This window comes from Plantactinospora sp. B6F1 (genome assembly GCF_040120695.1).
Classification (GTDB): Bacteria; Actinomycetota; Actinomycetes; order Mycobacteriales; family Micromonosporaceae; genus Plantactinospora.
Map to the genome: position 1 here is coordinate 18319 of NZ_JBEEAC010000029.1, position 21561 is coordinate 39879.

General features: G+C 73.2%; 15 protein-coding genes and 2 pseudogenes. 10 read left to right on the top strand and 7 right to left on the bottom strand.

What is annotated here, in order from left to right; all coding sequences use genetic code 11:
* Nucleotides 1-68 precede the first annotated feature (68 nt).
* Nucleotides 69-962, bottom strand: a complete 894-nt coding sequence (locus ABNF97_RS27000) for a metallophosphoesterase (RefSeq protein WP_349340239.1) — start codon at nucleotides 960-962, stop codon at nucleotides 69-71.
* A 25-nt stretch (nucleotides 963-987) separates the two neighbouring features.
* Between ABNF97_RS27000 and ABNF97_RS27005 the strand changes: the two genes are divergently transcribed.
* Complete coding sequence (locus ABNF97_RS27005; RefSeq protein ID WP_349340240.1) at nucleotides 988-1446, top strand: GatB/YqeY domain-containing protein; 459 nt, start codon at nucleotides 988-990, stop codon at nucleotides 1444-1446.
* Nucleotides 1447-1566: 120 nt separating this feature from the next.
* Here the strand turns inward: ABNF97_RS27005 and ABNF97_RS27010 are convergent, their stop codons facing one another.
* Nucleotides 1567-3990, bottom strand: a complete 2424-nt coding sequence (locus ABNF97_RS27010) for a transglycosylase domain-containing protein (RefSeq protein ID WP_130465466.1) — start codon at nucleotides 3988-3990, stop codon at nucleotides 1567-1569.
* Between the two features lie 408 nt (nucleotides 3991-4398).
* On the opposite strand from ABNF97_RS27010, the gene ABNF97_RS27015 reads away from it, so the two are divergent.
* A complete protein-coding gene (locus ABNF97_RS27015; RefSeq protein ID WP_101369108.1) occupies nucleotides 4399-4695 on the top strand; it encodes a WhiB family transcriptional regulator in 297 nt (98 codons plus the stop codon).
* On the opposite strand, the gene bagB is transcribed toward ABNF97_RS27015, so the two are convergent.
* The 3 genes from bagB to ABNF97_RS27030 all read right to left on the bottom strand — a co-directional run bounded on the left by bagB (nucleotide 4682) and on the right by ABNF97_RS27030 (nucleotide 7800).
* The gene (gene bagB / locus ABNF97_RS27020) at nucleotides 4682-5830 is read right to left on the bottom strand and encodes an ATPase BagB (RefSeq protein WP_486484889.1); all 1149 of its coding nucleotides are present in this window, start codon (nucleotides 5828-5830) and stop codon (nucleotides 4682-4684) included. The two genes, ABNF97_RS27015 and bagB, sit on opposite strands and share 14 nt — an antisense overlap.
* Nucleotides 5831-5961: 131 nt before the next feature.
* The gene (gene bagA / locus ABNF97_RS27025; protein WP_130465464.1) at nucleotides 5962-6951 is read right to left on the bottom strand and encodes an ATPase BagA; all 990 of its coding nucleotides are present in this window, start codon (nucleotides 6949-6951) and stop codon (nucleotides 5962-5964) included.
* Nucleotides 6952-6993: 42 nt separating this feature from the next.
* Entirely contained in the window at nucleotides 6994-7800 is an 807-nt protein-coding gene (locus ABNF97_RS27030; RefSeq protein ID WP_349340241.1) for an Rv0361 family membrane protein, read from the bottom strand.
* Between the two features lie 260 nt (nucleotides 7801-8060).
* Here ABNF97_RS27030 and sp36 point away from each other — a divergent pair, with 260 nt between their 5' ends.
* The 8 genes and pseudogenes from sp36 to ABNF97_RS27070 all read left to right on the top strand — a co-directional run bounded on the left by sp36 (nucleotide 8061) and on the right by ABNF97_RS27070 (nucleotide 18022).
* Nucleotides 8061-8216 (top strand): Sp36 family protein, encoded by a 156-nt coding sequence (sp36, locus tag ABNF97_RS27035; RefSeq protein ID WP_130465462.1) that lies wholly within the window; start codon nucleotides 8061-8063, stop codon nucleotides 8214-8216.
* Nucleotides 8213-8674, top strand: a complete 462-nt coding sequence (locus ABNF97_RS27040; protein ID WP_130465461.1) for an Atu1372/SO_1960 family protein — start codon at nucleotides 8213-8215, stop codon at nucleotides 8672-8674. The genes sp36 and ABNF97_RS27040 overlap by 4 nt, the downstream gene beginning before the upstream one ends.
* Before the next feature lie 101 nt (nucleotides 8675-8775).
* Nucleotides 8776-9576 (top strand): MBL fold metallo-hydrolase, encoded by an 801-nt coding sequence (locus tag ABNF97_RS27045; RefSeq protein ID WP_349340242.1) that lies wholly within the window; start codon nucleotides 8776-8778, stop codon nucleotides 9574-9576.
* Nucleotides 9492-10844, top strand: a pseudogene (locus ABNF97_RS27050) (adenylate/guanylate cyclase domain-containing protein); the annotation flags it as partial. The gene ABNF97_RS27045 and the pseudogene ABNF97_RS27050, both read left to right, overlap by 85 nt.
* A gap of 591 nt (nucleotides 10845-11435) precedes the next feature.
* Nucleotides 11436-13511: pseudogene (locus ABNF97_RS27055) on the top strand (ATP-binding protein); the annotation flags it as partial.
* 541 nt (nucleotides 13512-14052) lie between these two features.
* Nucleotides 14053-15822: a protein kinase domain-containing protein gene (locus ABNF97_RS27060; protein ID WP_349340262.1), complete on the top strand. Its 1770-nt coding sequence runs from the start codon at nucleotides 14053-14055 to the stop codon at nucleotides 15820-15822.
* Between the two features lie 86 nt (nucleotides 15823-15908).
* A complete protein-coding gene (locus ABNF97_RS27065; protein ID WP_130465459.1) occupies nucleotides 15909-16850 on the top strand; it encodes a transporter substrate-binding domain-containing protein in 942 nt (313 codons plus the stop codon).
* Nucleotides 16847-18022 (top strand): hypothetical protein, encoded by a 1176-nt coding sequence (locus tag ABNF97_RS27070; protein WP_349340243.1) that lies wholly within the window; start codon nucleotides 16847-16849, stop codon nucleotides 18020-18022. The genes ABNF97_RS27065 and ABNF97_RS27070 overlap by 4 nt, the downstream gene beginning before the upstream one ends.
* Here ABNF97_RS27070 and ABNF97_RS27075 read toward each other — a convergent pair.
* Both ABNF97_RS27075 and ABNF97_RS27080 read right to left on the bottom strand, forming a co-directional pair.
* Entirely contained in the window at nucleotides 18019-19290 is a 1272-nt protein-coding gene (locus tag ABNF97_RS27075; protein WP_349340244.1) for an acyl-CoA dehydrogenase family protein, read from the bottom strand. The two genes, ABNF97_RS27070 and ABNF97_RS27075, sit on opposite strands and share 4 nt — an antisense overlap.
* 44 nt (nucleotides 19291-19334) lie before the next feature.
* A complete protein-coding gene (locus ABNF97_RS27080) occupies nucleotides 19335-21500 on the bottom strand; it encodes an ATP-binding protein (protein ID WP_349340245.1) in 2166 nt (721 codons plus the stop codon).
* Between the last annotated feature and the right edge of the window lie 61 nt (nucleotides 21501-21561).

Here is a 21561-nt window from a genome sequence, read left to right on the forward strand (position 1 = left end):
GTCCTCTCGGGCAAATTCGGTATCCCGCCCGGTGCGTCCCGCTCACACCGGGTCTGGGCAGCGGCAGGTCAGCGCGGAATCAGGGTCAACAGCGACGCCTCCGGCCGGCAGGCGAACCGTACCGGGGCGGTGGGGTGGGTGCCGAGGCCGGCGGAGACGTGCAGCCAGGCGTCCGTCTCCGGCCAGCGGTGCAGGCCTCGGGCCATCGACCGGGGTAGGTCGCAGTTGGTGGTCAGCGCGCCGACCAGCGGGACCCGGACCTGGCCGCCGTGGGTGTGGCCGGCGAGCAGCAGGGTGAAGCCGTCGGCGGCCATCTCGTCCAGTACCCGGGGCTCGGGCGAGTGGGTGACCCCGATGGCGAGGTCGGCCTCTGCCGGGACCTGCCCGGCGACCGAGGCGTAGTCGTCCCGTTCGATGTGCGGGTCGTCGACTCCGACCAGCTCGACCTGCCGGCCGCCGGCCTTGATCGACGTACGGGCGTTGTTCAGGTCCGCCCAGCCGGCACCGACCAGTACCTCCCGCAGGTCCTCGGCGGGCAGTTCGACGCCCTGCACGTACTCCCGGTCGGGCAGCAGGTAGCTGAACGGGTTCTTCCAGACCGGTCCCCGGTAGTCGTTGGAACCGAACACGAAGGCGCCGGGGTAGTCGAGCATCGGTTGCAGCGCCCGCAGCGCCCCGGGTACCGCGTCCGGGTGCGCCAGGTTGTCCCCGGTCACCACCACCAGGTCCGGGTCGGTGGCGGCCAGCGAGGCGACCCAGGCCTGCTTGCGGCGCTGGTCCGGCATCATGTGCAGGTCCGACAGGTGCAGGATGCGCAGCGGTTCGGCGTCGGTGGCGAGCACGGGTACGTCGTACCGGCGCAGGGTGAACATGTTGCGCTCGACGAGCGAGGCGTACGCCAGGGCGGCGCCGCCCGCGAGGACGGTCCCGGCAGCCAGGCGGAATACTGTGCGCTTCTGCATGCGGATCAGGGTAGTTTGACCGTCCATGGGTACCCTGAAGGACCTCCTGACCACGGACATGCGTACCGCGCTGAAGGCTCGGGACGAGCTGACCACCTCGACCCTGCGGATGGCGCTGGCGGCCGTCGGCACCGCCGAGGTCGCCGGCAAGGAGAAGCGGGAGCTTTCCGACTCCGAGGTGCTGGCGGTGCTCACCCGGGAGGCGAAGAAGCGACGCGAGGCGGCGGCCGCCTTCGGCGACGCCGGGCGGACCGAGCAGGCGGAGCGGGAGCGGGCCGAGGGCGAGGTGCTGGACCGGTACCTGCCGAAGCAGCTTACCGACGAGGAGGTGGCCGAGCTGGTGACGGGCGCGCTGGCCGCCGGCGGGTTCACCGAGCGCGGCCAGATGGGCCCGGCGATGAAGGCGGCCCAGGCCGCGGTGGCGGGCCGGGCCGAGGGCGGTCGGGTGGCCGCGGAGGTACGTCGGCAGCTCGGCGCCGGCTGACGGCCGCGCGTCACGCGGTAACGCGCGACGGGCGGGCATCCCCTCCCGGGGTGCCCGCCCGTCGTCGTCGTGACCTGCTCGGCGTGGCGTCGGGTCGTGGCCCGGGCCGCTACCGACCGCTCAGCGGCGGCCGGGTGGCCGGGGGCCGCGCGGTCCACCCGGTCCGCCCGGCGGGTCGTCGCTGGCCGGAGCCTTGCCGTTGCTGACCTCGATGCTCACCGCCCCACCCTTGATGGTCCGACCCTCGGGGCTGGTACCGGCCGCCGTGCCGGCCGGGCAGCTGGAGTCGACCTGGCCGCCCACCTCGGCGTCGAAGCCGGCACCCTTGATTCTGGAGAGGGCGGTCTGGATCGGCTGGCACTTGACGTTCGGGATGCTCCGCTGGTCACCGTTGACGATCTTGCCGCCCGGCGGGGTGAACTGGATCGCGGGTTTGCCCTTCATCGCGTCCCGGAGCGTCTGGTAGACGGCGTGGTTGACGCCGCCCGGGTCGTTGTGCCTCATGTTCTGCGTGGTCTCGGCCCAGTCCGGGTCGGCGAGGATGCCGGCGACCGCGAGCTGCTTCGTCATCACGACCAGCGAGGCGCTCTTCTCGCCGTCGGTGGTGCCGCTCTTGCCGGCGACCGGCTTGCCGACGGCGCCGCGCACGTTGCGGGCGGTGGCGCCCTTGCACCGGGAGGTGGAGGAGCGGTCGCCGACCGGGCAGCGGGCGGCGTCCACGGCGGCCCGGGCCACCTCGGTCTTGATCGTCTGCGAGCACTGCGGGTTGGCGATGTCGAGCTTGTTGCCCTCCTGGTCCCGGATCAGCTGCACCGGGATCGGCTTGCAGTACTTGCCGTCGGCGGCCAGCGTGGCGTACGCGTTGGCCAGCTCCAGCGGGGTTGTCTGGGAGACACCGAGGGTGAAGGCGCCCCAGCCGTTCGCGAGCTGCTTGGTGGAGGCGAAGTGCGCGTCGTTACTGGCCCGGAACGTGATGCCCATCCGCTTGGCGGCGTCGACGACCTTGGCCGCGCCGACCCGCTCCTGCAGCGGCACGAAGTAGGTGTTCACCGACGAGCCGAACGCGCTCCACATGTTGTGCACGCCGGCCATGCTCTTGCTGGCGTTCTGCGGGCAGTACTTGTTGGTGCCCGGGCAGGCGGCGTCTGAGCCGTACTCGACGATGTACTTCGTCTGGGCCACCTGCTTGGCGTTGATCGTGGTCTCCAGCGGGTAGCCGTTCTCCAGAGCCGCCACCACGGTGAAGATCTTGAAGGTAGAGCCGGCCTGGTAGCCGGTGATGTCGCCACCGCCGGTCAGCAACGGGTTGGTGGTGTTCGGGTACGTACCCCGGATCTTCTTCTTCCTCTTCGCCGGGTTCGTGCTGAGCTTGTTCTGCGGCTTCTTCGGGTCGTCGAGCTTGTAGTTCCGGTTCACCGCCAGCGCGCGGACCCGCCCGGTGCCGGGCTCGATCGCCGCCACCATCATGGCTTCCTTCTTGCCCGTCTTGACGTTGCGCTCGACGGCGTCCTTGGCGGCCTTCTGCGTCTTGGCGTCCAGGGTGGTGACGATGGTGTAGCCACCGCTCTTGAGCCGCCGCTCCCGGTCGTACTGGGTACGGCCGAAGGTCTCCTGCTGCATCCACCAGCGGTAGAAGTAGTCGCAGAAGAAGCCCCAGTCGTTCTTGCCGACGTCGACGCAGCCGTTCGGGGTGCGCTTGTCCTTGACCACCAGCTTGATCGCCTTGGCCTTGTCGGCCTCTTCCCGGGTGATCGCCTTGGTCTCGACCATCTGGTCGAGCACCCAGTTGCGCCGGTTGACCGCCTCCGGGTAGCCGCTCTTGGTGGTCGGGTCGTTCTCCGAGGGGGCCTTGACCATCCCGGCCAGCATCGCCGCCTCCTGGAGCTTCAGGTTCTTCGGGTGCTTGCCGAAGTACACCTGGCTGGCCGCGAAGATGCCGTACGCGCCGTTGCCGAACGGGGCGATGTTGAGGTAGCCCTCCAGGATCTCGTCCTTGGTCAGGTCGCCGTCGAGCTGCATGGCGTACCGCATCTCGCGCAGCTTCCGGGCGCTGGTGTCCTCAGTGGCTGCCACGACGTCCTGCGGGTGCGTCGCCGAGTAGGCGATGGAGAGCCGGACGTACTGCATGGTGAGCGTGGAGGCACCCTGGGTGGTGACCCCGGCCTGGTTGTTCGCCACGAACGCCCGGGCGACGCCGTTGATGTCGACGCCGTTGTGCTCGTAGAAGCGCTTGTCCTCGGCGGCGATCAGTGCCTGCGCCATCACCGGCGCGACGTCCTTGAGCGGCACGTCGCGGCGGTTCTCGTCGTACATGGTGGCGAGCGGGGTCTTGCCGTCGGAGGCGTAGAGGTAGCTGATCTGCGGCGCCTTCTTGACGGTCAGCTCGGTGGGCAGCTTGTCGAACGTCTCCGCGCCGGCTTTGGCGGCCAGGCCGGACATCGCCACTGCGGGGAACGCGGCCGCGGCAACCACCACGCCGGCCAGCAGCCCACAGATCAGCAGCGACGCGGCGTTGGTGAAGACATTGTGGTCACGCTTCCGCATCCAGGTCACCTCGACAGGGTACGTGAGTCGACACAGAGGTCGCGCCCTGCGTACTTTCCCCATTTCCTGCGGGCGCTGGCCTCGTTGTGTTAAACGCACGACCCCTGGTGCGCGGTTGCGGGCTCCTCGCTGCAGAGTCTCCTCCCTCCGGGAAGTCTCCGCAGCGTTTTCGCTGATCGCGGCCGGGTAGTCAGGGCCGGATTGCCGGATGAAGCGTCAAGGAATGTCCGGGTTGACGGATTTGGCTGACAACGTTGCGTAATCAGTTGACTACAGAGCATGATGGTCGAGCGAGAGAAACGCATGTCGTCCGTGATGCCCGGGGGAGGGCAGCACGGGTGGCCGGGGGGTTATCGCCGGCTGACCGGCTCTGGTCGGTAGCGGGACTGCAAGGGGGGACAGGAGCAGATGGGCATGATCACAGATTGGCCCACGTTGGCGGCGTGTCAGAACGGTGATCCTGACGCGCTGTTCGTGCAGGGTGCCGAACAGAACGTGGCGAAGCGGATCTGCCGCAGCTGCCCGGTGCGGTACGAGTGCCTGGCCGACGCACTCGACAACCGCATCGAGTTCGGCGTGTGGGGTGGCATGACCGAGCGGGAACGCCGGGCGCTGCTGCGTCGTCACCCGCAGGTGGCGAGCTGGCGCAAGATGTTCGAGGCGGCCTTGAAGAACAAGGACAAGGTACTGGTCAACGCCGGCTGATCGCGGCACCGATCGTGCGCAGCCCGTCGACGTCGTGCACGTCGGCGGGCTGAGCCGTCACCGCCACCGCCGGTACCGCCGGAAAGGCGTCGGTGAAGACCCGGGCGACCCGCCGCTCCCGCGCCGCCTGCTGGGCGAGCGCGGCATGGGCCAGCAGGGTCTCCACGGTCGCCTCGTGCCCACCGAGCCGCACCAGCCGCTCGGCCGCGGCCAGGCTCTCGGCGGCGGTCGGCCGCTCCACGGCGGGCCGATGCACCCGATTCAGCACCAGGCCGGCCAGCGGCATCCGTTCCTGGCTCAGCCGGCCCGCGAAGTACGCCGCCTCGCGGACCGCGTCCGGCTCCGGCACCGCGACCAGCAGGAACGCCGTCTCCCGTGCCTGGAGGACCCGGTACGTCTGCTCGGCGCGCTGCCGGAAACCCCCGAACATCGAGTCGAGGGCCGCCACGAAGCCGGACAGATCAGTGAGCAACTGGGCGCCGAGCACCTTCTGCACCACCCGGGAGAACATCCCGAACGAGGCGGTGACCAGGCTGAACATGCTCCGCCCACCACTGCGGGCCGGAGCCAGCAGCAGCCGCAGCATCCGCCCGTCCAGAAACCGGGAGAGCCGCGCCGGCGCGTCGAGGAAGTCCAGCGCGGACCGGGACGGCGGGGTGTCGACCACGATCAGGTCCCACTCGTCCCGGGCGTGCAACTGGCCCAGCTTCTCCATCGCCATGTATTCCTGGGTGCCGGCGAAGGTGGAACTCATCGCCTGGTAGAACGGGTTGGCGAAGATCTCCGCCGCCTTCGCCGGATCGGTGTGCGCGAGCACCACGTCGTCGAAGGTCCGCTTCATGTCCAGCATCATGGCGTGCAGCTCGCCGCCGCTCGCCTCGATGTCGATCCCCTTGACCTGCCGAGGGGTGTTGTCCAGCTCGTTCAGCCCGAGCGACTGGGCCAGCCGCCGGGCCGGGTCGATGGTCAACACCACCGTACGCCGGCCGTGTCGCTCGGCCGCCCGGAGCGCGAGGGCGGCGGCCGTGGTGGTCTTGCCCACCCCGCCCGAGCCGCAGCAGACCACGATCCGAACGCCGGGATCGGCGAGGATCTGGTCGATGTCCAGCTCCGGTGCTGGGTGATCGGGACGCACCAACCGAGCGTATCGGGACAGTGCCGCCCTGGCGGCGTGGTGGCACTCAGGTGTGAGTCAATCGGCGCTGCGGGGTAAGGGAGGGCCCCCTGTTATCGCTTTCTGGTGCATAAGGGGCCCTTTCTGACACCTCAGGCGGCGGCCAGCAGCGTGTCGGCGATCAGGTCCAGACCGGTCCGGTCCACTCCTTCGGCCAGCAGCGGCAACTCGACCAGGGGCAGCCCGAGCTCGAGCAGGTCGGCCCGGAGCGACTCCTCCAGGTCACGTCGGATGAGCTGGTCGCGGGCCTCGGCGTGCAGGCCCGCCACGGTCGTCCGGTCGGTCGGCAGGCCGGCGGCCTCCAGCCCTCGGCGCAGCTCCGCCTGGGTGACCCTGCCGGCCAGCAGCGGCGGGCGGGTCGCGTTCAGGATCAGCCGCCCGACCGGGATCCGCAGGTTGTTCAGGTCCGCGATCGCGTCGATGGTCTCCTGGACCGGCATCTCCTCCAGCAGCGTGACCACGTGTACGGCGGTCATCGGCGAGCGGAGCAGCGCCGCCACTCCCTCGCTCTGGGTCTTGATCGGGCCGACCTTGGCCAACCGGGCGGTCTCGGCGGTGACGTTCAGGAACCGGCCGATCCGTCCGGTCGGCGGGGCGTCCAGCACCACCGCGTCGTACACCCGGCGCTTGCCGGCCGTGCGGGTGGTGGCCTCCTTGACCTTGCCGGTGAGCAGTACGTCCCGCAGCCCCGGCGCGATCGTGGTGGCGAAGTCGATCGCGCCGAGCTTGCGCAGCGCCCGGCCGGCCGCCCCGAGCTTGTAGAACATGTCGAGATATTCGAGGAGCGCCTCCTCGGAGTCGACGGCCAGGGCGCGCACCTCGCCGCCGCCGCGCGCGGTGGCGATCGTCCGTTCCTCGTACGGCAGCGGGTCGGTGCCGAAGAGTTGGGCGATGCCCTGCCGGCTCTCCACCTCGACCAGCAGGGTACGGCGGCCACCGCTCGCCAGCGCCAACGCCAGCGCGGCGGCGACCGTCGTCTTGCCGGTCCCGCCCTTACCGGTGATCACGTGCAGCCGGGCCGGCCACCGGGCACTCGCCCGGTCGGCGTCCGCCCGGTCGCCCGACTCCTCGCCCGCTCGCACCCTTCGAGCCTAACCAGCCCGGCACCCGACCAGCCCGGCCGGTCAGATGACGTCGCAGACCCACCACCCGGTCTCCCGTACCACCACGAAGGTCAACTGCTGGTCCGTCGACCGCTCGTCGCCGGTCGTCATGGTCAGTTTGGTCGACACCAGAGCGCGCTCCCCGGCCTGCTCGTCGACCTTCGGCGTGGACCAGCGGAACCCGGCGGTGTCGTACCGTCCGGCGGATTCCGCCACCTCCTTGATCTTGGCGGCGATCCGGTCAGCGTCCCGGGCGGCCGGGCAGACCAGGCTGGCCGCCCGCGCGGCGTCCTGCTCGCTGTAGACCGCCGTCAGGAACTCGTCCACGGCCACGACCGGATCGGCGGCCCCCTCGCCCCGCTCCGCACCGCGGATCACCAGGACGGCCGCGATCCCACCGACCACGCATAGCAGCAGTGTCGCGGCCAGCGCGATCGACGCGACGATCAGCCCGCGCCGCGTCCTCGGCGGCGCGGCGAAACCGGCCGCCGGGTAACCGGGCGGTGCCGGATAACCCGGAGGTGCCGGATAACCGGGTACGGCGGGACCCGGCCCCGGCTGGCCGAGGTGGTGGCTGGCCGGCCCTGGTTGTTCCGGCCCTGGTTGTTCCGGCCCCGGTTGTCCCGGCCCTGGTTGTTCCGGCCCTGGTTGTCCCGGTTCCGGTTGTCCCGGTTCCCGTGGCTCGGGCTGCGGGCTCGCGTCGAGTGGTTCGGGCTGCGTGGCCGCGTCGCGGGGCTCGGTGTCCGGAGGTGAGGCGGTGGACCCGGTCTGCGGCGAGGGCTCGGCCGGCGGGCGGGTGGGTTCGTCGCCGTCGGACGGTTGCCTCATGTTCTCCCCAATCCCGCAGGCCTCGGTCCGGCGGTGAAGGTACCGGCCGGCGGGTCGGGAGGGCTGGCGTGGTCGGTGGCTGTGCCGGCGGAGCGGTGGCGGACCCGCCCCGGCAGGGTATCCCGGCGGGGCGTATCGGGGCAGCCACGGTCCGGCGTGGACGGGACCCTGTGCCCCACGGATCGGGAGGCGTACGCGTACGGCCGTGGCCGCAGCCCGTAGGCTGTCGCCGACAAGCCTGAGACGAGGAGACCCAAGCGATGCAGAAGTGGGAGTACGCCACGGTGCCGCTGCTCACGCACGCCACCAAGCAGATTCTCGACAACTGGGGCGAGGACGGCTGGGAACTGGTGGCGGTGATACCTGGCCCGAACCCGGAGCAGCTCGTCGCGTACCTCAAGCGGGCCAAGTCGTGACGGCTGGGCCACACGGCAAACTCGCCGAGCTGGGTCTCGTACTGCCCGAGGTGGTGCCGCCGCTGGCCGCGTACGTGCCGGCCGTCCAGTCCGGCCGCCAGGTCTACGTCTCCGGCCAGTTGCCGTTGCGCGACGGCAAACTGCTGGCGACCGGCAAGGTCGGCGGCGGCGTCTCGGCCGAGCAGGCGAAGGACCTGGCCGCGCAGTGCGCGCTCAACGCCCTGGCCGCGATCGACGCGCTGGTGGGTCTGGAGAGCGTCGTCAAGATCGTCAAGCTGACCGGCTTCGTGGCCTCCGCCGACGGGTTCACCGGGCAGCCCGGGGTGGTCAACGGCGCATCGGAGCTCTTCGGCACCGTCTTCGGGGAGGCGGGCCGGCACGCCCGCAGCGCGGTCGGGGTCGCCGAACTCCCGCTGGGCGCACCGGTCGAGGTCGAGGTCGTCGTCGAGGTGGCCTGAGCGCCTACCGTCCTCCCGGATCCTGGGCGCTTTCGAGCCGGAAGGGCGGTTGAGACCGGCAGGTCACGCTGCCCTCGCCCCCGGGTCGTACCATCGCAGCCATGACCGGGCACGTGACCGCGCCGGCCGCGGCGTTGGCTGACCAGCTGCCGAGCTGGGCGACGCTGGTCCGTGCTCCGAACCCGGGGCCGATGACCCTGGACGGCACCAACACCTGGGTCATGGGCGCACCGGGCGCGGGTGAGGTGCTCGTGGTGGACCCCGGTCCGCTCGACGAGGGCCACCTGGCCGCCGTCGCCGCGCACGGGCCGGTCGCCGGGGTGCTGGTCACGCACGGCCACCCCGACCACACCGAGGGGCTGGACCGGTTCCTGGAGCTGACCGGCGCCGAGCCGCTGACCCTGCGCCGTGGGTGGTCGGAGATGGAGCTGGCCGGCCTGCGGATCCGGCTGCTGGTCACTCCCGGGCACACCGCCGACTCGCTCTGTTTTCTCGTGGAGGGCGGCGGCGAGCGGGCCGTCCTCACCGGCGACACCATCCTCGGCCGGGGCACCACGATCGTCGCGCACCCAGACGGCGACCTGGGGAACTATCTCCAGAGCCTGGCAGGGCTGGCCGAGTTCTCCGGGATTCCGGCGCTGCCCGGGCACGGCCCGCCGCTGGCCGACTGCGCCGCCGCCGCCCGGTTCTACCTGGCCCACCGGCGGGCCCGGCTCGACCAGGTCCGCACGGCGCGCAGCCAGGGGGCGCGCACCGCCGCCGAGGTGGTGGCGGTGGTCTACGCGGACGTGGACCGGTCGCTCTGGCCGGCGGCCGAATGGTCCGTTCGGGCTCAGCTCGCCTATCTCGATCAAGAGAACCGGGAATCCGGCCCGGGGGCCGGTGGGTTGGAACATCCGTGACCTGCCCGGTGTGTGGAACAGTCGCCGTACCCGGTGCGCGGTTCTGCCACAACTGCGGAGTCGCGCTGCCGGCTGCCGCGACCCTGCCTGAGGCGGAGCGCCGGGTGGTAACGGTCCTCTTCGGCGATCTGTCCGATTTCACCTCCTGGTCCGAGGATCTTGATCCGGAACGGGTCAGCACGGTCACCGACCGGGTCCTCGCCGCGCTCGCCGGTGCGGTCAAGACCTTCGGCGGGCACGTCGACAAGCTGACCGGCGACGGGATCATGGCCGTCTTCGGTGCGCCCGTCGCACACGAGGACGACGCCGAGCGGGCCGTCCGTGCGGCGCTCTCCATGCAGCGCGCCGTACGCCGGGTCCTCGACGACGAGCAGGGCGGCGGCGCGCCGCTCGGGCTGCGGGTCGGGCTCAACACCGGTGACGTGGTCGCCGGCATCCAGGCGTCGATCGAGTACACCGTCATCGGCGACACCGTGAACACCGCCGCCCGGCTCGCCGACGCCGCCGCGATCGGCGCCGTCTACGCCGGTGCCCGGACCGCCGCGGCCACCCGGCGGGTCGCCTCCTGGCGGCAGCTCCGGCCGCTGCGGCTGAAGGGCAAGCGGGAACCGGTCGAGGCGTACGAGCTGCTGGGCCTGCTGGACGCGCCGGGTACCCGCTCCGGGCTCGGTGACGAGGCGCCCTTCGTCGGCCGGGAGACCGAGATCGGTCGGGTCGCCGGTCGGCTCGCCGAGGTGATCGACCAGGGGCAGCCCCGGGTGCTGCTGATGACCGCCGAGGCGGGGATCGGCAAGTCCCGGTTCGCCGCCGAGGTGGAACGGCTGGCCGCCGGGTACGACGTCGGCGCCGGCCGGTACGCGACGCACACCGGCGCCCGGGTGCTCTCGGTGAGGTGCGCGGCGTTCGGCGAGCGCCGCCGGCTCGCCCCACTGGCCGACCTGGTCCGGGCGGCGGTCGGCCTGCCCGACGGCCCGGCCACCGCCGTCACCCGCCCGGTGGTCGAGGAGCGGCTGCGCCGGCTCGGCCAGCGGCTGTCCCGCTACCGGCCGGACCCGCCGCCGGTCGCCGTGGACCTCCTGCTCGCCCTGCTGGGCTACGCCGAGCTGCCTCCACCGAACGGCACCGTGCCGGCGGGTCCCGCCGAGTGGTCGGCGGGCGACCCCGGCCCGGACGCCGACGCGATCCCGGCCGCCGTCGCCGAGCTGCTCAGCGCGCTCGCCGCCGAGAGCCCGCTCGCGGTCATCGTCGACGACCTGCACGACGCCACCCCGGAGACCACCGATGCGCTCGGCGTGACGCTGTCCCGGCTGACCGGACCGGTGCTGGTACTGCTGCTGGGCCGCCCCGAGCTGGTCCGCACCGCCGGTGCGCTGACCCGGGTGGCCGACGCCGAGGTGCACGCCCTGCCGCCGCTGCGTGGTGCGGACACCGCCCGGCTGCTGACCGCCTACCTGGGTGGGGGGCGGCTGCCCCAGGCCGACGTGGACCGGCTGCTCGCCACCGCCCAGGGCAACCCGTACTACCTGGCCGAGCTGGTCACCCTGCTGATGGAGCGGGGCGCGCTGACCACCGTGCGGGACCGGGCACCGGCCAGGAGGCCCGGCGGGGCGACTGCCGCAGGGGCTCGGACGTCCGCCGGGGCGACCGGCGCAGCGGCCCGGACGTCCGGCATGGTGACCGCACCGGCCCCGGGGTCCGGCGAGCCGACCGCCGCAGCGGTTCGGACGTCCGGCACGGTGACCGCACCGGCCCGGCCGCCCGGCGGGCCGACCGTCGGACCGCTGACCGGTGTCGTCAGCTCCGCCGGGCGGACCGGCGCGTCCGGGACCGGTGACCCCGGTGGACGGGGCGGCGGGCCGGTCGGCGCGGACAACGGCCAGGGAGCCGCACTGACGTCCATCCCGGCCGCCGGTGCCGGGGGCTCCGGCACCTGGCGGCTGGCGCCGGGTTCGCTGAGCAGCCGGCTGCTTTCCCGGGACCTCGCCGCCGTACTGGCGGCCCGGATCGACGCGCTGCCGCCCGACGCCCGGGCGGCGCTGCGGGACGCCGCCGTGGTCGGCGACACGGTGCCGGCGGGTGCGCTGGAGGCGCTGCGCGAGCGGCGGGCCGGGCGCGAGGGGCGGCCGACCGCCGTCGTCGCGGTCGAACTGGAGCGGGCCGTCGAGGAGCTGCTCCAGCGCCGGATGCTGCACCGCAACCGGGACGGTTACATCTTCGCCACCCCACTGATGCGGGAGGCCGTCTACGCCGGCATCGGCAAGGCCGACCTCGCCGACCGGCACGCCGCGCTCGCCGAGTGGGCCGCGCCGCCGCAGCCGGGCACCGGTCCGGGCGAGGCGGTCCGGGCCGGCATCGGGGCGAGCGGGCTGCCGGTCGCGGAACGCGACGCCTTCATCGCCGAGCATGCCGAGCGGGCCAGCGCGCTCGCCGACGTGATCAGCCTGCGCTCCGACGCGACCGCCCGGAACGTGGCGCCGCTCGGCATGGCCGCGCTGGGCCGCTCCGCCCGCCGGGCACTCGCCGCCGGGGAACCGGCACAGGCCGTCGAGTACGCCGAGCGGGCCGGCCGGCTCGCCGGAGAGTCGGTACCCGGTGGGGACCGGCTGGTGCACGCCCGCGCCCTGCTCCAGGTGGGGCGGATCGCCGAGGCGCTCGCCTTGGCCGAGAAGACCGGGGCGAACGCCGGGGACGACCCCGCCGTACGGGCCGGGGCGCTGCTCGTCGTCGGGCAGGCGTACCTGGCCCAGGGCGACCAGGTGCGGGCGGTGCACTCCTGGCAGGAGGCACTGCAGGTGGCCACCCGGGCCAACCTGCCGGGACAGCGCGCGTCGGCGATGCGCCGGCTGGGGATGGCCGACTTCGTCAATGGCCGGCTGAGCCAGGCCAGCAGCCGGTTCGCCGGGGCGTACCAGGTCAACCTGGATGCCGACGATCCCCGGGGCCAGGCGTGGTCACTCCAGAACCTGGCCTGGGTCACCACCACCCGGGGCGACTTCCCCGGCACGGATGCCGTACTGGACCGGGCGGCCCGGCTCTTCGCCGAGATCGACGACCCGGTGGGCCGGGCCTGGCTGCGCGGCACCACCGCGTTCGCCCGGCTGCTCGCCGGCCGACTCGGCGAGGCGCGCCGGCTGGCCCAGGTCTTCCTGCCGTTCGGCGAGCGGGTCAGCGAGGCGTGGGCGGTGGGTACGCTGCGCGCCGTGGAGGCGTTCGCCGCTGCCGAGCTGGGCGAACTCGCCGACGCCGACCGCGAGGCGCGGCGGGCGTACCGGGACTTCGCCGCCGCCTCCGACGACTGGGGCCGGGGGTTCGCCCTCGTCGTACGCGGTGCGGTGGCGCGCGGCGTCGGCGAGCCGGAGCACGCCACCGACCTGCTCACCGACGCGCTCGGCTACGGCCGGCGTACCTCGCATCCGCTGCTCACCGGGCTCGCCGGCACGCTGCGCGGGTTCGTGGCGCTGGACCGGGGCGACGTCGCGGCGGCGGAGCGGGACGCCGAGGCGGTGCTGGCGGCGGTGGAGCCGCACAGCCCGCTCGCGCCGACCCAGCTCGGTCCCCGGATGTTGCTCGCCGCGAGCCGGCTGACCGACGGTGACGCGGCCACGGCGGTGAGCCTGCTCGAACCGATCGCGACGGCCGGCGCGGTGCCCTCGGTGCTGTTCAGCCGCCGCCAGGCACTGGCCCGGTACGCGTCCGCGCTGCTCGGCGACGGGCAGACTGCGGCGGCGCTGGACTGGGCCCGGCAGGCGGTCGAGGCTCCGGGCGAGGACATCCGCAGCCGGGTGATCGCCGCGCGGGTGCTCGCCGAGGCGCTGGCCGCGGCGGGGCAGCCGGTGGAGGCGGCCGGGGCCGCCGAGGAGGCGGTCCGGTTGGCGTACTCGACGCAGCAGATCAGCGAGCGCGCCGCGGCGGAGGAGTTGCGGGACCGGCTGGCCCGGCCGTCGACCGGGGTAGGCGGGGTCGGGCCGTCGACCGGGGCCGCCGGGGACGGGCTGGTGGTGGTCCGGCAGCGGCTCGCCGGTGAGGGTTCGGCGCCGACCGCTCTCGCCGGGGACGGGCCGGCGTAGTCCGGCCGGCGGGCCGATGGCCGGTCCGCTGACCACCCGGGCCGGTTCTGTGGATCTTCGGGATTCCGTGCGGCGCGGGCAGCCGTCAACCTGGATCAACTGCCGTCCAGAACGCCACCGGCGCAGGCACGGAGGAGTGCAGGTGGGGCTGCCCCGTTCGGTCGCCGGCTGGACCGTCGCCGTCTTCACCGTCCGGTGCTGACCGAGGTGGCGTCCGGATGGTTCTTCGGAGTGGCCCTCTGGGAGGGTCTGGGTACGGTTGCCACCGGCGCCGGCCTCTGGTATGACCAGTGCCGCAATGGCAACCAGCCGGTAACAGCCACGGGTGCGGGGGGCTGAACCGGCTCATGTTCCCGGTATTTTCGTCTCTGTGACCGAGACCCCGCCAGGCGCGCTGCCATTGCCCGTCGTGCCCGGCCTGACGGATCTGCAGGTATTTGCCCGAGGCGGATACGCCACCGTCTACCGGGCCACCCAGCAGTCCGTGGGGCGCGAGGTCGCGGTGAAGGTCGAGAACCGCACCCTGGACAGCGAGCGGGACCAGCGCCGCTTCCTCCGGGAGGCGCGGGCGGCCGGCCGGATGTCGTCGCACCCGCACGTGGTCGACCTCTTCGACGCAGGGGTCACCGAGGACCAGCACCCCTATCTGATCATGGAGCTCTGCGACGGGTCGTACGCCGAGCGGATGCGTACCTCGCCGCTCACGCCGGCCGAGGCCCGCGACGTCGGCGTGAAGATCGCCGACGCGCTCGCCGACGCCCACCAGCTCGGGGTACTGCACCGCGACGTCAAGCCGGCCAACATCCTCTACTCCCGGTTCAACGAGCCGGCGCTGGCCGACTTCGGGCTGGCCGTACTCGCCGAGGCCCGGGACTCGGCGATCACCCTGGAGGTGCTGACCCCGGCGTACGCACCACCGGAGATGTTCCGGCACAGCCCGCCCTCGCCGGCGGTCGACGTGTACGCCCTCTGCGCCACCCTCTACGCGGTGATGCACGGCAAGCCGCCGCGCTGGCAGGCCGATCGCAACCCGGGGCTGCTCACCCTGATGGAGCTCTTCACCGAGCCGATCCCCGAGCTGCCCGGGGTGCCGGCCCCGCTGCTCGACCTGCTCCGCTACGGGATGGCCAACGACCCCGCCGACCGGCCCAGCGCCGAGCAGCTGCGGGACCTGCTCGCGGCCGTACCGCTGGATCCGCCGGCCGGGGCGTCCACACCAAACCCGACCGGAATCACCGCGGTGCCGGTGCCGGGGATGCCGGTCACCGGGATTCCGGTCTCCGGCGGGTCCTGGCCGTCCGGAGCGCTCGGCGACTCGGGTGGCCGCGTCGCCGTCTCCGGCAGCGGTGTCGCCGGCCCGGCGGGTGTCGGGACCACGTCGGCTCCCGGAGGTACGCCCTCGCCCCGCACGCCCACCTCGGGTGCGCCCGTCTCCGGCGTTCCCGCCCCCGGCGCGCCGGTCTCCGGTGTCCCGGTCTCCGGGGTCCCCGTCTCCGGGGCGCCGGCCTCGGGCGGTGCCCCGCCCACCGTCTACCTCTCGAAGTCCTATACGCCGCCACCCCGGCCCGGCACCGGGCCGCCCGAGCCGGGCGGGGAGCCCGGCGCCTCGCCGCCGAGCCGCCGCAAGCGGCGCTACTGGATCTTCGGTGGGCTGGGCGTACTGGCCCTGGTCGCCACGATCACCGGCGGTACCTGGTTCGTCGCCTCCCGAGGGGCGCCGAAGCCCTCGCCGAGCGGGCGGGCGGTGGCGACCACGGCCGGCCCGACCGCCGCCCGACCGTCGGTCGGGACCGGTGCGCTGCCCGGCTGCCGGTTGTCGCTGCCCGAGGCTGCCCGCTGCCCGACCGAGCTGGAGTGTTTCGGCCCGGTCCGGCTCCGGGGCGCGACGGCGGAGGCCAGCGCGACATCCTGCGCCGGCCGGCACACCTGGGAGTCCTACGCCGAGGGCGACCTGCCGCCCGGGCTGGACCCGACCGACCACGCGGCGGTGAAGAACGACATCACCGTTCGCCAGGTCTGCAACGCGACCATTTTCCGGCGCACCACCACGCTGCTCGACGTCGCCCCGTGGCAGTTCGAGGTACTGCCACCGAAAGCCGACGACATCGGGCGGACCTTCCGCTGCCTGGCCGGCAAGGGCGTCAACCGGCTCACCGGGCCGACCCTCACCGCGAGCTGATCTCCGCGCCCTGTTGAACACCGAAGTGGACGTTGGCGGCTACCCTCAGCTAGAACATCTCCCCCTTCCCAGAGCGGGGTCAGCCGATGACCGAGACATCGCCCGGCGGCCGGCTACGGCTGCTCGGCACGACCTTGGCGGTCGTGCTCACCCTGCTGCTCGCCGCCGGAGCGGGCTGCGACAGCCGGCGCGGTCCCGAGCCCCCCTCCGTGCAGGAGAAACTCAAACAGTCGCACATCTACGGCCAGAGCAAGCTGCGCATCGGGGTCGCCAACTACGAACCGCTGATGGGCGTACTGGACGACAGCGGCAAGTACGTCGGGTTCGACATCGACATCGCCCGGTACCTCGCGGCCTCGCTCGGCTATGCCGGCGACCAGCGGATCGAGTTCGTCCGGCTCGCCACCGAGGACCGGATCCCCGCGCTGCAGAGCGGGCAGGTCGACATGGTCGTCTCCAGCTTCTCCATCACCGAGGAGCGGCAGAAGCTGGTGAGCTTCGCCGGGCCGTACTTCGTCACCACCCAGGAGGTGCTGGTCCCGGTCGCGCTGAAGAACCGGGTCCGCACGATCGAGGACCTGCGCAGTCCCGACCTGCGGGTCTGCGTCGGCGGCGGATCGACCACCGAGGCCGAACTCGGCAGGCACGAGATCAAGACGCTGGTGGTCAAGAACGTCCACGACTGCGTTGAAGGGATCCTCGACGGCAGGTACGACGCGGTGAGTTCCGACGAGACCATCCTCGCCGGGTTCCGCTCCCGCTATCCGACCAGGTTCGAGATCGTCGACATGCCGTTCGGCACCAGCGAGCAGCTTGGCATCGGGGTGCCGATCGGCGATCCGGCACTCCGGGACCTGGTCGCCTTCTTCCTGCACAAGAGTTACCAGGAGGGGCGGGCCGGCCGGACGAGTCCGTGGCTGAGCGCGTACCACCGGCACCTGGGGCCCTGGCTCGGACCCGACCGGCAGCAGCCGCCGCCGCTGAACGTCCCGGACCTGGTGGACTTCGACGAGAAGGCGCCGGTGTGACCATCGACGCCCCGGCCACCGGCGAGCCGACCACCGGCGCCCAGGCGACCGGCGGGCCGGAGCCGGGCGTGCCGGTGGTCGCCGTCGCGGGCGACGGCGGTGACCGGGGCGGGCAGTCGGCGGCCGGGTGGCCGTCCGTCGACGTCGCGGAGCGGAAGGCCCGGGCCAGCCAGTCCTTCTGGACACTGGTCGTCGGGGTGCCGGCGATCTTCTCGGTACTCCGGCTGAGCGTGGAGGCCGGTGGCGAGTTGCAGACCACCCTGCTGCTCGTCGCCAACGTGAATCCGGTGAACCTGGCTGCCGCGCTGGTCACCACCGCCGCCCGGCTGGTCTCGGCCGGGTTGGTCGCGGTCTTCGCGATCGGCGCAGTGCTGCTGGTCAGCGCCGAGCACAACCGGACGCACCGGATCGGCCGGCACCCGCCGATCTTCGCGCGTTGGCGGGCGATCACCCCGCCGTGGGTGGTGGTCGCCGCCTTCGCCGTCGCGCTCGCCACCTGGCCGATCCTCTACCTGCCACTGCTGCTGCCGGCGTTCGCGGCCGCGTTCCAGCTCAGCCCCGCCCGGCTCGACGAGCGGCGGATTCCCCGGCTGCTGCTTCTGGCCGCACTCCTGGTCGGCTACGCCGTGCTGATGCTGCCGACCCTCGGCGACGCGTGGCAGCAGCGGGAGGCGTTCGCGGTACTCGTGATCGCGGCCCCACCGCTGCTGGCGATGCTCGTCACCGGGCCCGTACCGGTGCTGGTGGCACGGCCGCTCGCCATGGCGGCGCAGTTGGCGGTGCTGGCGATGCTCTGCTGGGCGGCGCTGCCGGTGATCACCACTCCGGTGCTGCCGCTGACCGTCACCACGATCCGGGCCGCCGAGGACGGCACCGGCCCGCCGGCCCCGGATGTGCCCGCACCCGGCTCGGAAGACGGAGGCGTCGAGCGGATCCGTGGGCACGTGATCACTGTGGACGACGTGAGCATGGTGATCCTGCAGGAGCGTGGCGGCGTCCGGTACGTGCCGACCGACCGGGTCGAGGCGCAGGTGCTCTGCCCGACCGAGGAGGAGTTGCCCCGCTACCGGCTGCGGGTGCACGGGTTCCACGTCGAGGACTCGCTGCTGGAGGGGATGGGCCGGCGGGTACGCCCGGTGAACCGGATCGCCGCGGAGTGCCGCACGGTCTAGTAGCTCCTCGGCTGGCCGAGGACGCGCTGTGCGACGAAGTTGAGGATCATCTCGCGGCTGACCGGGGCGATCCGGCCGGCCCGTACCGCGCCGAGCAGGGTGGCCACCCCGTAGTCGGTGGTCATCCCGTTGCCGCCGTGCACCTGGATCGCGGTGTCCACGGCCAGCGCCGCCGCCTCCGCAGAGGCGTACTTGGCGAGGTTCGCGGCGACGCCGGCCTCGACGTCACGCCCGGCGTCGTACAGGGCGGCGGCCTTGGCGATCATCAGTCGGGCCAGTTCGACCTGGACGGCGGCGTGCGCCAACGGGTGCGAGACCCCCTGGTGGGAGCCGATCGGGCGACCCCAGACCCGACGGGTGGCGGTGTAGGTGGAGGCGCGCTCGATGGCGTACCGCCCGGTGCCGGCGCCCATCGCGGCGACCGTGATCCGTTCCGGGTTGAGTCCGGCGAAGAGCGCCGGCAACCCGGCGTCGAGGCCGCCCCGGTCGCCCGGCTCGGCCGTCCCGCCGACCAGGGCGTCGCCGGCCAGCCGTACGTCGTCGAGGTAGAGCAGCCACTGGTTCTCCGGGGAGACGATCTCCATCTCCAGTTTCGACATGGTCAGCCCGGGGGCGTCCGTCGGGACGACGAAGAGCGCGGGTCGGAGCCGTACGCCGGCCGTCCCGGGGTCACCGCCGCCTTGATCGGTCGCGCCGTCGCCGTCGGCCGGCCCGCCGGATCCGTCGTCGGCCCGTCCGCCGGGCCCGTCGTCGGGTACCCGGGCGACGACCAGGACGTACGGCGCCTCGTCGACCCCGGAGACGAAGCACTTCCGGCCGGAGAGCAGCCAGTCCGCGCCGTCCCGGCGGGCGACGGTGCCGAGCCGGTGGAAGTTCGAGCCCGCCTCCGGTTCGGTGATCGCGAAGGCGATCTTCAGCGATCCGTCGGCGAGCCCGGGCAGGAAGGTCCGGCGCTGCGCCTCGGTGCCGTGCCGGGCGATCACCGTGCCGGCGATGGCCGGCGACACCACCAGGAGCAGCAGCGGGCAACCGGCCGCCGCCAACTCCTCGCAGACGATGGCCAGTTCGCTGATGCCGCCGCCACCGCCGCCGTACTCGGCGGGGATGTTGACCCCGAGATAGCCGAGCCGGCCGGCCTCGTCCCACAGCTCGCTGGTGTGTTCGCCCGCCCTGGCCTTGGCGACGAAGTAGTCGTGACCGTACTGCTGGCCGAGCGTCCGGACGGCCTCGCGGAGCTGCCGCTGCTCGGGAGTGGAGTCGAAGTCCATGCGGGATGCCTTCCGACGACGGGGAGCGGGGAACTGGCGGCGGACTACCCCGGGCCCGGGGCGGCCGCGTCGGGTTGCTCCGGCCCTGGGACGGTGGCGGGTTGTTCGGGGGTGACCACGGCGAGCACCGCACCGGTCTCCACCTGGGCGCCGGCGGTGACCGGCAGCTCGGTGACGACCCCGGCGGTCGGGGCGGTGACCGGGTGTTCGAGCTTCATCGCCTCCAGCACGAGCAGCGGCTCGCCGGCGTCGACCCGCTGCCCGGCGGTGACCAGGATCCGGCCGACCGTGCCGGGCATCGGGGCCAGCAGCGTGCCCTCGGTCAGCACGGGCGCCGGTTCGGCGTACCGGGGCAGCTCGGTCAGCGCCACCGAACCGTCCGGACCGTCCACGAAGGAGACCCCACCGACCCGGTGTACGGCGAACAGCTGCCGGACCCCGTCGACCGTCAACACGGTGCGGGACGGTTCGGCGGCGACCAGCAGCACCTCCGGCTGCCGGTCCGGGTCGGGCTGTGCGGTGTCGGGGCGCCGGTCCGAGTGGGGCTGTCCGGTGGCGGGCTGCCCGGCGTCCGGTTGCCCGGTGTCGGGCTGGCCGGGGTGGATCGGCCGGGCAGCCCAGCTGAGCAGGGTGCCGGAGCGGTCCAGCCGGTAGTCGATCTCGACCGCGACGAGGTGATCCTGCGACCCACACACCCGTACAGGGCCGGTCGGGCCGGCGTACCCGATGGTTTGTGGCGCGCTGGGGACGTTGCGCCAGCCGGACGGCAGCGTGCCGAGCACCGGGGCGGTGGCCCGGCGTTCGGCGGCCCCGGCCAGCGCGGCGGCCAGCCCGGCCAGCCCGACCCGGTCCGGCGGGAGCAGCGGGACGAAGACCCCCGGATTCCGGTCGAGGAAAGCGGTGTCGATCTCGCCGGCCACGAACTCGGCCGAGCGCAGCACCCGGACCAGCAGATCGCGGTTGGTCGCCACGCCGTGCAGTTCGGCCCGACGCAGCGCGCCGGCCAGCGCCCGGGCCGCCTCGTCCCGGGTCGGCGCCCAGGCGATCAGCTTGGCGACCATCGAGTCGTAGTGCACCCCGACCACCGAGCCGTCCCGTACCCCGGAGTCGAGCCGCAGCCCGCGGTCGCGCCCCGGATCGGTGCCGAACTCGACGGTCACCCCCGGCACGGCGAACCGGTGCAGCGTGCCGCTGGCCGGCAGCCAGTCGGCGGCCGGGTCCTCGGCGCAGAGCCGCACCTCGATCGCGTGCCCGGTCACCGGCGGGGCGGTGGCCGGCAGCCGGCCGCCCTCGGCGACCAGCAGTTGCAGCCGGACCAGGTCGGTGCCGGTGACACACTCGGTGACCGCGTGCTCGACCTGGAGCCGGGTGTTCATCTCCAGGAAGTGGAACTCCCCGGCCGGGGTGAGCAGGAACTCGACCGTACCCACCCCGAGATAGCCGACCGCCCGGGTGGCGGCCACCGCCGCACTCTGCAGACCGGCCCGCAGCGCAGGGGTGACCGCGACCGAGGGTGCCTCCTCGACGATCTTCTGGTGCCGGCGCTGGATCGAGCACTCGCGCTCGCCGAGGCAGAGCACGGTACCGTGCGCGTCCGCGACGACCTGCACCTCGACGTGTCGGGCCCGCTCGACGTACGGCTCGACGAAGACCGTACCGTCGCCGAACGCGGCGGCGGCCTCCCGGCGGGCCGACTCGATCGCGTCGGCGAGGTCGGCCCGGTCGCGGACGATCCGCATGCCGCGCCCGCCGCCGCCGGCCGCCGCCTTGACCATTACCGGGAACGCCTCGACCCGGTCGGCGGCGGTGTACGTCGGCAGCATCGGCACCCCTGCGTCGGCGAGCAGCGCCTTCGCCTCGGTCTTGTCACCCATCGCCGCGATCGCCCCGGCGGGCGGGCCGACCCAGGTCAGCCCGGCGTCACCGACCGCGCTGGCGAAACCGGCGTGCTCGGCGAGGAAGCCGTAGCCGGGATGTACCGCGTCGGCCCCGGTGCGCCGGGCCGCCGCGACCAGCCGGTCGACCCGGAGGTACGTGTCGACCGGCGCGGCGCCCGGCAGCCTGACCGCGAGGTCGGCCTCGGCGACGTACGGCGCGTCGGCGTCCGGGGCGGAGTGCACGGCGACGGTCTCGATGCCCAGGGATCGGCAGGTGGCGAAGATCCGTCGGGCGATCTCGCCCCGGTTGGCCACCAGCAGTCTGCGGATCATCCGCAGTTCCTCCTCACCAGGGTGCCGGGTGTGCGTGGTCGTCCGGGCGGGCGCATCCGAA

Coding starts and splice junctions, on each gene's coding strand:
- ABNF97_RS27000 (WP_349340239.1), bottom strand. CDS start 962: ATGCAGAAGCGCACAGTATTCCGCCTGGCTGCCGGGACCGTCCTCGCG.
- ABNF97_RS27005 (WP_349340240.1), top strand. CDS start 988: ATGGGTACCCTGAAGGACCTCCTGACCACGGACATGCGTACCGCGCTG.
- ABNF97_RS27010 (WP_130465466.1), bottom strand. CDS start 3,990: ATGCGGAAGCGTGACCACAATGTCTTCACCAACGCCGCGTCGCTGCTG.
- ABNF97_RS27015 (WP_101369108.1), top strand. CDS start 4,399: ATGGGCATGATCACAGATTGGCCCACGTTGGCGGCGTGTCAGAACGGT.
- ABNF97_RS27030 (WP_349340241.1), bottom strand. CDS start 7,800: ATGAGGCAACCGTCCGACGGCGACGAACCCACCCGCCCGCCGGCCGAG.
- sp36 (WP_130465462.1), top strand. CDS start 8,061: ATGCAGAAGTGGGAGTACGCCACGGTGCCGCTGCTCACGCACGCCACC.
- ABNF97_RS27045 (WP_349340242.1), top strand. CDS start 8,776: ATGACCGGGCACGTGACCGCGCCGGCCGCGGCGTTGGCTGACCAGCTG.
- ABNF97_RS27065 (WP_130465459.1), top strand. CDS start 15,909: ATGACCGAGACATCGCCCGGCGGCCGGCTACGGCTGCTCGGCACGACC.
- ABNF97_RS27075 (WP_349340244.1), bottom strand. CDS start 19,290: ATGGACTTCGACTCCACTCCCGAGCAGCGGCAGCTCCGCGAGGCCGTC.
- ABNF97_RS27080 (WP_349340245.1), bottom strand. CDS start 21,500: ATGATCCGCAGACTGCTGGTGGCCAACCGGGGCGAGATCGCCCGACGG.